The organism is Streptomyces sp. (assembly GCF_050698815.1).
GTDB lineage: Bacteria > Actinomycetota > Actinomycetes > Streptomycetales > Streptomycetaceae > Streptomyces.
In genome coordinates, this window is sequence record NZ_JBOHCV010000078.1 from 1 (window position 1) to 10,829 (window position 10,829).

Here is a 10,829-nt window from a genome sequence, read left to right on the forward strand (position 1 = left end):
CCCCACGTGGAGCGCACGCGGGGCGCCGCGACCACTCGCCGACCTCGAAGGTTGTACGGAGCAGCCGACCGGTTCCCGATCGAGTCCTGACCGGGACGCCATCGCGACCGGCATCCCGCAACCCACCGACCGTCCCGCCCGTCCAAAGGGCGACAGCGACATCCGCGCGCCGCCCCAGGGGGGATTCCTCATGAACGATCCAGCATCGCCCGCGACGCGGAACCGTCGCAGTCTCGGCCCGCGTCCACGCCGGTCGCTCGCGCTGCTCACAGCGGGGTTGCTCGCCGCCGCGCTGGCCGTCGCGGGCTGTGGCAACTCCGGCACGGACTCCGGGAGCGCCGCGAAGAGCGAGCGGCAGTACGGGAGCGAGGCGCCCGTGCACGGCGAGACCGGCGCCGGCGGGGCGGCCGGCAGTGCTGCGGGATCGAAAGCCGACAACAGCCCGGGCGAGCGGGACGGCTCGGCCAAGCGGAAGTCGCCGAAGATCGCATCGGACCACATCGTCCGTAAGGCCAGGCTCACGGTCCGGGTCAAGGACGTGCCGGCCGCGCTCGACGACACCCGCGCCACGGTGGAGTCCGCCGGCGGCTACGTCGGGGACGAGACCACCGACCGCGACGACCAGGGCCACGAGCGGTCGCGCCTGGTGCTCCGGGTACCGCAGGAGAAATACGGGGACGTCCTGGAGGAGCTCGCCGGCAGCGGAAAGCTCATCGAGCGGAAGGAGTCGGCCGACGACGTCACCGACGAGGTGGTGGACGTCAAGACCCGGATCGCCTCACAGAAGGCAAGCGTCGAACGGGTGCGGGACCTGATGGACAAGGCCACAGAGCTCTCCGACATCGTCTCTCTGGAGGGCGAGCTGAGCACCCGTCAAGCAGAGCTGGAAGCGCTGCAGGCGCGGCAGGCGTCGCTGAAGGACCGTACGTCCCTGGCCACGATCACGCTCGTGCTCTCGGAGACCGAGGTGGAGAAGAAGAAGGACGACGAGACGGGGTTCATGGACGCGCTGGACGGCGGCTGGGGGGCGTTCATCACGACGATGCGCTGGATCGCGGTGGTCATCGGAGCCGCGCTGCCGTTCCTGGCCGCGTTGGCGGTGCTGCTGGTGGTCTGGCGGCTGGTACGGGACCGGCTGCCGCAGCGCTCGCGCCGCTCTCCGCGGTCCGCGGTTCCTCCGACCGGTGCGGCGGGCGGCCACTCACCGGCTCCGGCAGAGGCGAAGAACGACTGAGCGGGCGAGCGGCTGATCTCGCCTTCCACATGGATCAACGAGGGCGGCCGGAGCAACCAGGGGGCGGATCATCTGTCCTCGCGTCCCGCTCCGGCCCGATATCCGGTGGCGGACCGTGCCGCCGGTGGTGAAGATCCCGGCATGCACATCTTCCTGCGGACCGAACGGCTCGTGCTGCGCCCGTTCACCGAGGCCGACGCCGACCAGCTGCTCGCACTGGACGACGACCCCGATGTCATGCGCTTCATCAACGGCGGCCGGCCCACGAGCCTCGAGGCGATCCAGGCGCAGACCGTGCCGCGGCTCCTCCACGACTACCCGTGCTTCGGCGGGGCCCGCGGCTACTGGGCCGCGGAGCTGAAAGCCCCTCGGACGTTTCTGGGCTGGTTCGAATTCCGGCCCCTGGCCGACGACAGTCCTGCCGTCGTCGAACTCGGCTACCGCCTCGGGAAGGGCGCCTGGGGCAGCGGCTACGCCACGGAGGGATCGCGTGCGCTGATCCACAAGGGGTTCACGGACCTCGGGGTGGAGCGGGTGACCGCGAACACCATGACCGTCAACACACGCTCCCGGCGCGTGATGGAGAAGGCGGGCCTGTCACTCGTCCGGAGCTTCACCGGTGACTGGCCCGAGGCGATCGAGGGCTCCGAGCACGGCGAGGTCGAGTACGTACTCACCCGGACCGAGTGGGAGCGACGTCGGTCCGGGCCCTGAGCCGGCTCGAAGGAACGCGACTGCTGAGGTGGGGAGTTGCCCACAGCCGGGCAAGAGGAACAGAAGCCAGCACCGCCCGCCGCTTCGTCAGCGCACGGTGTCGCACAGGACGACGAACGCGGCGCGGCTCTCCTCGCCGTCCGGCGAGCGCCAGCCGGCGGTGACGTATCCGCGGGCCTCGGCCGAGTCTGCGAGGGGGGCCTGCTGGTCCGGTCGCAGGACGCGCGTCACCTTGATGGTCACGGATCCCGCAGGCTCGCTGGGCGGCGGCTCGGTTTCGGCCGCGGTTTCCACCACGACGTCGGTGCTGTGCTGCCCGTTGACGACGGCGGGTGATACGGCCACGGTCGAGAAGCCGGCTCCGGTGAAGTGAGGGGTGACGGAGGGGTCGGGGGTGTCGGTCGTGCTCTGGGCCTGCGGCTCGGCGCGGTTCTGGAGAAGGGCGGCGAGTTGAGCGATGAGGACCGGGTCGTGGGTTCCGTCGTACACCCACCGCCGTCCCAGCACCCCGTGCTCGGACGTGCCGATGAGGGCCTGGTCCGCTCCGTCGAGTGGTGCCCCGCGGTAGGTGAGCGGTACGTGGTACGAGACCGGCTGGTCGCCGGACTGGTCCGTGACCACCATGAACTCGATTCCCACCTCGCCTTGCGGGTCATCGAGCCGGAAGCCGCCGGCCTTGGTCAGCTCCGGCTCACGCGCTGTGCCGATGTACCACGGCTGCGTGGGAAGCCAGGCCGCGAGCAGCTCCGGCTTTTCGGGCTTCATGGTGGTCTTGTGGATGACAGCCATACCTCGTGGACTCCTTCTGTCGGCGTGCGATGTCGCGCTGTCGGTCAGGGGCGGGCGTACCCGGCCCGTTTCACGTCGGCGACGAAAGCGGCCCACGCGGCAGCCGGAACACAGGGTCGGCCCCGTCGGAGCCTTGCTGTCCCGAACGGGGATGGCGGCGGGGAAACCATCAGCGACCTCGACGCAGTCACCACCGCCTCCATCGCTGTACGAGCTCTTGCGCCACGTGGCAGAAGTCAGATCAGGTCCCATGCTGCGCATGTTCCGAAATCCTCCATCGCCTGCTGGATCAAGGCCGTTGACGCCTCAGGCGGCAACGCCCGAGCGTGCACAAGATCGTAACGATACGAATGCCGCGTCACCATGGCCCCGTCCTCCACCAGTTCGCCGGAATGTCCAGCCTCCAGGTACGCGACGTCGGGCGCGCTGTCGAGTGACAGCCCACCCTGCATGTCTGAGTCCGTCCATGCACCCCCACCCCGTCAAGCAGCCCAACTTGACGCGGACGTCAGCGCCGACCGCTAGGTATCACGGCTGATGCGGCGGGCGAGGTGGTCTTGGAGTTCGCGATGGCGGAACTGCCATGCTGTGCCGGCTATGCGCAAAATGCCGACCTCATAGCAAGCCTGGAGGAAGCGGCCCAGTCGCCAGGGCAACCGGCCCCGGGTGCACAACAGGAAGGTCACATATCGCAACGCCCCAACCCCACCCCCGATCGGGAGTCCGAATACGAAAAGTCCACACGCAACCGCAAAGCTGCACAAGTACAGAAACCAGAGAAGAATCCAGTTTCCAGGGGTAATACCTACGTATCCGAAGAGATAGGTCGATACGAGTAGGCTTCCCAGGACGGCCGAAATCACGATCAGGAGTACGAGGGCTGGCACAAGTGCCGTCGCCAAATCTCGACGGACAGGGTCACCTGGGCCGGAACCGGGGGACTCCTCGCCTGCCACTAGGCCGAACGTGAGGCCCACCACAAGGCCGGCCGGAACTCCGAAATCAAATATTTGTTCCCAATCCTGGCCGAGAGCGTAAAGTACCAGCATGCAGAGCAAATAGCACAGAAGGAAGCCAATGATTGCGGCGCGCCGACCTCTCCGGGTGCGTAGCCGGCGAAAGTCAATCTGGCGCGTCTCGGGCCAGGTGGGGCGATATATTACTGCGAGGAGAACGGAGGCGAGAAGAAGGATTAGGAAGGGGCGAAGAATAAGCATGTCGTCTGGCGCACGAAAGAAAATTCGCAACATGGAAGGAAGTGCCAGAGTGAGAAGCGCAACCAACACTCGCTCGACCCACTGCACCCCGCGTGAACCAGCCAGCGGCCACAGCTCGTGGAGGACCAAGTCGCTACTGCTCAGCACGCGGCCTCTGATGGTGCGAGGTGGCCCACCGTCGATGCCGGCATTTGCATTGAGATAGCCGGCCAAGGTTGCGAGATATTGCCCAGCAGCAGTGGCCTCCAATCGCGTCCTGGTCTCGGAATTCGAATCCCCCACAGCATTTCCGACATCGTGGCGCGGTGCCGCTACTGCGGCGCCGATATAGTGCTCCAGGAGATAACTATAGAGTCGGCCTTCAGTCGCGAAGGTAAGCAGGTCAGCGGGATCACGCAAATAACGGCCGTCCGCGGCCCGTTCCTCGAACACTGTGATAGCCAAGGTGAGACGCCACGGCGTGTCCAGCATGCCTGCAAGCGTCGCGGCGGAGGCCGCCGCGTTCTCCGCGCCCGGTTCGGCTGCCAAGTCGAGAGCGGAGAGAACCGGCTGCCAGCGAGCCCGGCCGCCCTCCGTGACGGCAACTCGCTGCCGGAAATAGTCGCCAGCGCGAGACGCATCAACGCGGTTCAGTGCAATATGCGCCGCGATATTGGGCTGAACATCGGCGTCAACCAGCGTCTGATAGTGGCCGTGACGGCACGTAATGACAACCGGGCAGTGCGTACCGCCGTCCTCGAACCGTTCGACAGCGCGCAAGAGGGTCGCGGCCCGGGATGTGTAGCCAGGGCTGGTGCAGCTGTCCATCTCGTCCAAGCCATCGATGACCGGCAGGACAAGGTTTGAGTCGACGAGGAGGGCAGCATCACGGGCAGAGAGCCGGTACGTCGCAGAGAGGTGTGCCTCCAGCCAGCCGCGGATTTCACTACCAGGCCAGGAAGCCGCAACCAGCCGTACCGGCACCGGCTCGCCTGAGACACGTTCCTTGGCCAAGCCCAAGAGGAGCGCGAGCGCGAGCACGGTCTTGCCTGTCCCCGCATCACCGTCAGTTGCCCCATCCGGTCCAGGAGCCATACAACCGGTGATGATCAGCCGTCCTGGTCGCAGATTCCTGTAATACTCGACGATTCCCTCAAGAGTTCCGTCAGGCGCGGTGTTGCGTGCCCCGGTCGCAACAGCGGCGAAGGAAAGATCTAGACGGCCATCCGGTGCAGCCGGACCACTCCCCAGTAACTGCCGGTACTGTGCTCCCTCATCCCGAACCACGAACCGTGCGAGATCGTCGGCAACTACTTCTCCAGTGCGTTGGTCCCGCAGAGCATGTAGGGCCGCCCAGGAGCTCCAGGCCGCAAGCACCGCACCCACCAGACCGATGGGCAAGCCCCACACGCCAGCGAGATCGGCAGCTTCGTCGGCCCGCCGACCGCTGCCGCCCGCATGCATGGCCCATGCCAACCCGGCCACGCACACCACAAAACCGACTGCCACACCGGAAACAGTTCCGCCGCGTCCCCGAACCTTCATAACTCCATCCTCACCCGAATGGTCAACACCTGGGGGGCAGCCGTGAGTTGAAGGAGCCCCGGTTGCAGGAGGCCAGGGCTCCCACCGAGGGACGTACTCTGCCAGAGGCGGGTGATTCGTGAACCAGTTCGGCGGCGATCCCCCCTCGTGCAGGATGACCGGAACAACGAGTCACATGATCGGAGAGGCGCGGCCTAGGCGCCCTGCTCGCCGAGGCCGAGGCCGACGTCGGCGTCGGTGCGATGAGGCAGGTCGTCGACGACGTGTTCGGGAGATGTACGGATGAGACGTCCGCTGTTGAAGTCGTCGACGGCCTCGAGGATCTCGCTCTTGGTGTTCATCACGAATGGTCCGTAGCGGGCCACCGGCTCCCTGAGCGGCAGACCGCCCATGATCAGGACTTCCCAGCCCTGCCGGGATGCTTGCGGCTGGGAGTCGGCTGCGCGCAGGGTGAGCGCCTCGCCCGCACCGAGCACCACGAGCTGCCCCTCTTCGAGGGGGCGGGCGTGCGTACCGACGGTGCCGCGACCGGACAGGACGTAGACAAGCGCGTTGAACTCCGCGGGCCAGGGCAGGGCAAGCCGGGCGCCGGGGGCGACGGTCGCATGGCTGTAGCTGATCGGCGTCCAGGTCACGCCGGGACCCCGGTGGCCGTCGACCTCGCCGGCGATGACGCGTAGCAGCGCTCCGCCGTCGTCGCTGGCCAGCAGAGTGACGTCGCCGGACCCGATGTCCTGGTACCGGGGCGGGGCCCACTTGGACGCTCGGGGGAGGTTGACCCAGAGTTGCACGCCGTGGAACAGCCCGCCGGTGGCCACGAAATGTTCCGGCGGCAGCTCGGAGTGCATGACCCCGGACCCTGCGGTCATCCACTGGGTGGCGCCATCGGTGATCAGCCCGCCGCCACCGGTGGAGTCGGTGTGTTCGAAGGCCCCGTCGAGGATGTACGTGACCGTCTCGAACCCGCGGTGCGGGTGCCACGGCGCTCCCTTGGCCTCACCGGGCGCGTACTCGACCGCCCCGAGGTGGTCCAGCAGGAGGAACGGGTCGGCCAGCGACAGGTCCATGCCGGGGAACGGGCGGCGGACCTCGAAGCCCTCCCCTTCGAGGGACTTGCGCGCGGTGATGACCTTCGTCGCCTCGCGCCAGCGCGTGCCCTGTTCGGGCACGCTGCGTACACGGGGGAGGGTCAGGGTGTCTGCGGTGACGGCGGGCATGTCGACCTCCTGGCGGGGTGCTGCGGTGCTGTACTCCGACAAGAAAGTTTTCCGTTCAATTATTCCTGCCGACAATGAACCCCGACGAGCGGGCCCCGCCGCCGTCACCTCTCGTGCGCCGCAAGCGGCGCGAACAGTGTGCGTTCTCGTGCGCGGGATCGGGAATCAGGGTGGCTTCCCGCCGCGTTCGGCCAACAGCCACTTCAGCGCTTACCTGCGCGTAGCGGGTGCGATCTGCCTGGCTACGTGGGCGAGGAGTGGTGACTACCGCCCGCGCCCCTGCTACGTCCAGGAGACCTGACCCATGTCAGAGTTGGAATTCGATGCCGTCGTGTTCGACGTGCTCGGCACGCTCGTCGACGAACCCGCCGGTATCCGCGCCGGCATTCGCGAACTCGACCCGTCGCTCGATGATCCCAGGGCCGAGCAGCTTCTGTCGCTGTGGCAGCAGCACGTCGACCGCGAACAACGTCGCATCCTCGACGGCGGCCGGCCCTACGTCACCAGCGACGTCCTCGAGCGGGAAGCCGCCCGGGTGGTCGCGGACGCCGCCGGAGTCGACGACCCGACCGCCGTAGCGGCGCTGGCCCTGTCAGGTCGCCGGCTCCCGCCGTGGCCCGACACCGTGGCAGGGCTCGCCCGGTTCGCCGAACGGTTCCCGCTGATCGGACTGTCCAACGCGAGCCGGACAGCGCTGCTGGGACTCAACGCCCACGCCGGACTGCGCTGGCACCAGGCCCTGTCGGCCGAAGATGCCCGGACCTACAAGCCCGACCCAGCGGTCTACCAGCTGGCCGTCACCGTCTCCGGACGACCGCCGGAGCGGCTGCTGATGGTCGCCGCCCACGCCTGGGACCTGCGCGGAGCGCAGAGCCTGGGCCTGCGCACCGCCTACGTCGCCCGCCCCGTCGGCGACCCGCCCACCTCCTCGGACCGGTTCGACCTGCACGCCGACGACCTGGCCGACCTGGCCAGCCAACTCGACAAGGCCTGAGTCCTGTTCGGCTGATCACGTGGCTGTCGCTGCGGCTGTGAGGGTGCCGCTCAGGCGGCGGCGCAGAACTCGTTGCCCTCCGGGTCCTGCAAGATCCACCAGTGCCCGGCCATGCCCTGGTCCACTTCGCGGACGCGAGCGGCGCCGAGGTTCTCCAGCCGGGCAACGAGTCCTTCGAGTCCGCCGGAGTCGGCGGGGTCGGCGTGTACGTCGATGTGCAGGCGGTTCTTGACGGTCTTGCCCTCGGGCACGTCTTGGAAGAGCAGCCGGCGGCCACTGCCGATGCCACTGGTCTCGTCGAACGGGTCCTCGGGGTGCCGGATCGCGGCGTAGCCGCGGAAGTTCTTGCGGCCACGGTGTTCGGTGACCAACTCCTCGCCGACGTGGCCGGCGGCCAGCAGGTTCTCGATGAGCGCGCTGGGATCTTCCACCACGTAATCCAGTGCGGCGGCCCAGAAGTCCGCGAGTGCGGGTGCGTCGTCGGTATCGATGACCAGCTTCCAGTTCAGGGGCATGTAACTTGTTATACTGGTTACATGACCTCGTCCGCAACCCGGGGACTGCTGATGCAGTCCCATACCGGGGCCGCCTACCGGTTCGACCCCGGCGCGCTCTGCCTTGAACTGCTGACCACCGGCGGCCCCGGTGAGTTCCGCCGGTACGAGGTGCTGCACGCGCCCGCCGACCTGGTCGCCTGGGCCGATCGGTCGCAGCTGACGCCGACGCCCGAGCTGGAGATATCCCGGTCCGAGGTGGCGGACGCCCGGCGCCTGCGCGACGCGCTGTTCCGGGCGGCCCTCGCCCGTACGCGCGGCGAACAGTCCGCGTCCGGAGATCTCGACACCGTCAACGAAGCCGCCGCCCACCCACCGCTGGCACCCGCGATCGGACCGGACGGCGAACGGCGCTGGGCCGGGCCCGCCAGCGGCACCCAGTTGCTCGCCACGGTCGCCGGCGACGCCGTCGAGCTGCTGACCGGTTCGTACGCACACCGTGTCAGGACGTGCGCCGCCGACGACTGCAGCCTGATCTACGTCGACACCTCACGGCCGGGCCGCCGCCGATGGTGCTCCATGGAGCACTGCGGCAACCTGCACAAGGTACGGACGCTGCGCGCGCGCCGTTCCGAGGAAGGATGAGCACCATGCCCACCGGACTCACCAAGGACGCCGGCTGGCAGATCGGGGTCTCCCGCACGCTGCCCCATCCGCTGCCCGCCGTCTGGGACTTCATCAGCGGCCCTGAGGGGCTCGCCCTCTGGCTCGGCCCCGGCGCGGAGCTCACCCCGGAGCGCGGCGCCCCGTACCGTACGGCCGCGGGCGTCACCGGCGAAGTACGCGGCTACCGCCCCGAAGACCGCATTCGCGTCACCCACGGCGCGACCACCGTCCAGGTCGCCCTCACGCCCGCCGGCAGCGGGGCCGGGACGGTGCTCCGCTTCCACCAGGAACGGATGGTGAGCGCCGAGGAGCGCGAGCGACAGCGGTCGCACTGGCAGCGGGTGATGGACGAAATCGCCGCCGCCCTCGACCGGGGCCGGGGCTGAACGCCCTCGGAAGCTCAACCTGATCCCGGCTGCTATCTCTGTGTGGTCAGGTGGTCAGGTGGTCGAAGGCCCCGTCCTTGACCGCTCCTATGAGCGCGGCGAGCCGGTCGGGGGTGGTGGTGATGACCGTGCGGGGGTTCTCGCTCTCGCGGAGGCGTACCACAGGGGCCGCTTGCGCGACCTCGACGCAGTTATTTCCGCCCCCTCCGCAGAAGGAGGATCGCTGCCAGTCGCTTACGGGCATCTCTGAGTCCTCACAGTTCTCGGGCGATCTTCCTCGTCAGATCTCTCGACCTCCGAACGCTGAGGGAGCGTCGCTCCATAGCGGCGAGGAGGTCGCGGTACGCCTTGAGTTGAGCCTGCGCGTCCAAGAAGATCGCGCCGTGCGCGGAATCCAACTGGACGGTGTCCAGCTGTGCTACCGGGCCGCTCGCGTACAGTACCGCCTGCCCCGAACCTGCGAACCCGTCTGCTTCGAACGGGATCACCCGCATGGTGAACTTCGGGTGCTCCGACAGCTTCAGCAGGTGTTCAAGCTGGGCTCGGGCGAGCTCCCTGCCACCGAAACGCATGCGCAACGCGGCCTCATGGATGAGCGCGGTGGACGTGGGAGCATCCTGCTGCTCCAGCATCTCCGCCCGCCGGATCCGATGCGAGATGCGTGCCTCGACGCCATCCTTCGTAAGCCGCGGGAAGGTCAGCCCGAACACGGCGCGCGCGTAGTCCTCGGTCTGCGCGAGTCCAGGCACGTGCGCGACCTGGTAGGTCGAGAGGGCGGTGGCCCGGCATTCCAGCTCGGTCAGGTCGAGGAAGCCTGCCGGAAGAATGCCCCTGTACCTCTCCCACCAGCCTTTCCCGCGCTCGGACGCCATCTCGGCCAGAGCGTTCACGTATGACTCGTCGTCGCAGCCGTAGCCGGAGGCGAGCATGCGCAGCCGCTCCACGCTGACACCGAAGCGGGCCGCCTCCATGTGGCTGATCTTCGTGTGGTCGATGCCCAGGCGTGCGGCTGCTTCACGTGAGGTGAAGCCGGCAGCCTCCCGCATCTTCCGCAGCTCGACGCCAACTCGCTGCTGACGGGCCGTTGTCGTTGTCCTGGGTGGCATGAGACAAGTCTCCACTGCGCGAAGCGAGGCAGTCCACCTGGAGCAACAGTGATCCGGGGGGTTTGGTAGCTATGTTGATCCCGTCTGGGCTACCCTCTGTGTCTGTACCGCTACGTGAACTGGTAAGTCCGCAGTGCGGCCGTCTGTGCGCCCTTGGGGGCGTCTCGAAGGGACGGCAGAGCCACGGTGGCGAGCGAGCGGTGAGGTCAACGACGATCCCGAGAGGCGAGCATGACCAATCTCGTGACTGCCCCAACCCACGAACCGGGTGAACTCATCCGCTCGTACCGGATGGACGCCCCCAACCTCCCCGAGACCGCGAAGGTCGCCCGCGACATGGTTGCGGCGCTGCTCCGCGCAACGGAACATCCAGCGCTCGTGGACGTCGGCCGTCTCCTCGTCTCAGAGGTGGTCACCAACGTACATCTCCACGCCCGCGTACCGCAGTTAACGCTGGAGGCGACGGTACGGAGCGACCGGGTCCGGGT

The 10,829-nt window shown here is 67.9% G+C and carries 12 protein-coding genes and 2 pseudogenes; 6 read left to right on the top strand and 8 right to left on the bottom strand.

The window, feature by feature from the left end; translation table 11 throughout:
- The first annotated feature begins 190 nt into the window (after positions 1–190).
- Together ACRDP3_RS03225 and ACRDP3_RS03230 are read left to right on the top strand one after the other, a co-directional pair.
- Entirely contained in the window at positions 191–1,234 is a 1,044-nt protein-coding gene (locus ACRDP3_RS03225) for a DUF4349 domain-containing protein (RefSeq protein WP_431515269.1), read from the top strand.
- A gap of 141 nt (positions 1,235–1,375) precedes the next feature.
- Entirely contained in the window at positions 1,376–1,948 is a 573-nt protein-coding gene (locus ACRDP3_RS03230; RefSeq protein WP_431515270.1) for a GNAT family N-acetyltransferase, read from the top strand.
- An 87-nt stretch (positions 1,949–2,035) separates the two neighbouring features.
- Here the strand turns inward: ACRDP3_RS03230 and ACRDP3_RS03235 are convergent, their stop codons facing one another.
- From ACRDP3_RS03235 to ACRDP3_RS03255, 5 genes and pseudogenes are all read right to left on the bottom strand, one after another.
- Complete coding sequence (locus tag ACRDP3_RS03235; protein WP_431515280.1) at positions 2,036–2,737, bottom strand: maltokinase N-terminal cap-like domain-containing protein; 702 nt, start codon at positions 2,735–2,737, stop codon at positions 2,036–2,038.
- Between the two features lie 123 nt (positions 2,738–2,860).
- Positions 2,861–2,998 (bottom strand): annotated as a pseudogene (locus ACRDP3_RS03240) (DUF397 domain-containing protein); the annotation flags it as partial.
- A complete protein-coding gene (locus tag ACRDP3_RS03245; protein WP_431515271.1) occupies positions 2,974–3,189 on the bottom strand; it encodes a Scr1 family TA system antitoxin-like transcriptional regulator in 216 nt (71 codons plus the stop codon). The pseudogene ACRDP3_RS03240 and the gene ACRDP3_RS03245, both read right to left, overlap by 25 nt.
- 69 nt (positions 3,190–3,258) lie before the next feature.
- On the bottom strand, positions 3,259–5,478 hold the full coding sequence (locus ACRDP3_RS03250) for a hypothetical protein (RefSeq protein WP_431515272.1): 2,220 nt from the start codon (positions 5,476–5,478) through the stop codon (positions 3,259–3,261).
- Positions 5,479–5,672: 194 nt separating this feature from the next.
- Positions 5,673–6,695, bottom strand: a complete 1,023-nt coding sequence (locus ACRDP3_RS03255; RefSeq protein ID WP_431515273.1) for a pirin family protein — start codon at positions 6,693–6,695, stop codon at positions 5,673–5,675.
- A 304-nt stretch (positions 6,696–6,999) separates the two neighbouring features.
- On the opposite strand from ACRDP3_RS03255, the gene ACRDP3_RS03260 reads away from it, so the two are divergent.
- Positions 7,000–7,689: a haloacid dehalogenase type II gene (locus tag ACRDP3_RS03260; protein WP_431515274.1), complete on the top strand. Its 690-nt coding sequence runs from the start codon at positions 7,000–7,002 to the stop codon at positions 7,687–7,689.
- A 50-nt stretch (positions 7,690–7,739) separates the two neighbouring features.
- On the opposite strand, the gene ACRDP3_RS03265 is transcribed toward ACRDP3_RS03260, so the two are convergent.
- On the bottom strand, positions 7,740–8,204 hold the full coding sequence (locus ACRDP3_RS03265; RefSeq protein ID WP_431515275.1) for a VOC family protein: 465 nt from the start codon (positions 8,202–8,204) through the stop codon (positions 7,740–7,742).
- A 21-nt stretch (positions 8,205–8,225) separates the two neighbouring features.
- Between ACRDP3_RS03265 and ACRDP3_RS03270 the strand changes: the two genes are divergently transcribed.
- Together ACRDP3_RS03270 and ACRDP3_RS03275 are read left to right on the top strand one after the other, a co-directional pair.
- Positions 8,226–8,828 (top strand): CGNR zinc finger domain-containing protein, encoded by a 603-nt coding sequence (locus ACRDP3_RS03270; RefSeq protein WP_431515276.1) that lies wholly within the window; start codon positions 8,226–8,228, stop codon positions 8,826–8,828.
- A 5-nt stretch (positions 8,829–8,833) separates the two neighbouring features.
- Complete coding sequence (locus ACRDP3_RS03275; protein WP_431515277.1) at positions 8,834–9,235, top strand: SRPBCC family protein; 402 nt, start codon at positions 8,834–8,836, stop codon at positions 9,233–9,235.
- 46 nt (positions 9,236–9,281) lie between these two features.
- Here the strand turns inward: ACRDP3_RS03275 and ACRDP3_RS03280 are convergent, their stop codons facing one another.
- Together ACRDP3_RS03280 and ACRDP3_RS03285 are read right to left on the bottom strand one after the other, a co-directional pair.
- Complete coding sequence (locus tag ACRDP3_RS03280) at positions 9,282–9,479, bottom strand: DUF397 domain-containing protein (protein WP_431515278.1); 198 nt, start codon at positions 9,477–9,479, stop codon at positions 9,282–9,284.
- A gap of 10 nt (positions 9,480–9,489) precedes the next feature.
- The gene (locus tag ACRDP3_RS03285) at positions 9,490–10,341 is read right to left on the bottom strand and encodes a helix-turn-helix domain-containing protein (RefSeq protein WP_431515279.1); all 852 of its coding nucleotides are present in this window, start codon (positions 10,339–10,341) and stop codon (positions 9,490–9,492) included.
- Positions 10,342–10,584: 243 nt separating this feature from the next.
- Here ACRDP3_RS03285 and ACRDP3_RS03290 point away from each other — a divergent pair.
- A pseudogene (locus ACRDP3_RS03290) lies at positions 10,585–10,829 on the top strand (ATP-binding protein); the annotation flags it as partial.

Bases quoted from the DNA above. Each gene is read 5' to 3' on its own strand.
- ACRDP3_RS03245 (WP_431515271.1), bottom strand. From the start codon at position 3,189: ATGCAGGGTGGGCTGTCACTCGACAGCGCGCCCGACGTCGCGTACCTG.
- ACRDP3_RS03235 (WP_431515280.1), bottom strand. From the start codon at position 2,737: ATGGCTGTCATCCACAAGACCACCATGAAGCCCGAAAAGCCGGAGCTG.
- ACRDP3_RS03250 (WP_431515272.1), bottom strand. From the start codon at position 5,478: ATGAAGGTTCGGGGACGCGGCGGAACTGTTTCCGGTGTGGCAGTCGGT.
- ACRDP3_RS03225 (WP_431515269.1), top strand. From the start codon at position 191: ATGAACGATCCAGCATCGCCCGCGACGCGGAACCGTCGCAGTCTCGGC.
- ACRDP3_RS03265 (WP_431515275.1), bottom strand. From the start codon at position 8,204: ATGCCCCTGAACTGGAAGCTGGTCATCGATACCGACGACGCACCCGCA.
- ACRDP3_RS03280 (WP_431515278.1), bottom strand. From the start codon at position 9,479: ATGCCCGTAAGCGACTGGCAGCGATCCTCCTTCTGCGGAGGGGGCGGA.
- ACRDP3_RS03285 (WP_431515279.1), bottom strand. From the start codon at position 10,341: ATGCCACCCAGGACAACGACAACGGCCCGTCAGCAGCGAGTTGGCGTC.
- ACRDP3_RS03260 (WP_431515274.1), top strand. From the start codon at position 7,000: ATGTCAGAGTTGGAATTCGATGCCGTCGTGTTCGACGTGCTCGGCACG.
- ACRDP3_RS03230 (WP_431515270.1), top strand. From the start codon at position 1,376: ATGCACATCTTCCTGCGGACCGAACGGCTCGTGCTGCGCCCGTTCACC.
- ACRDP3_RS03255 (WP_431515273.1), bottom strand. From the start codon at position 6,695: ATGCCCGCCGTCACCGCAGACACCCTGACCCTCCCCCGTGTACGCAGC.
- ACRDP3_RS03275 (WP_431515277.1), top strand. From the start codon at position 8,834: ATGCCCACCGGACTCACCAAGGACGCCGGCTGGCAGATCGGGGTCTCC.
- ACRDP3_RS03270 (WP_431515276.1), top strand. From the start codon at position 8,226: ATGACCTCGTCCGCAACCCGGGGACTGCTGATGCAGTCCCATACCGGG.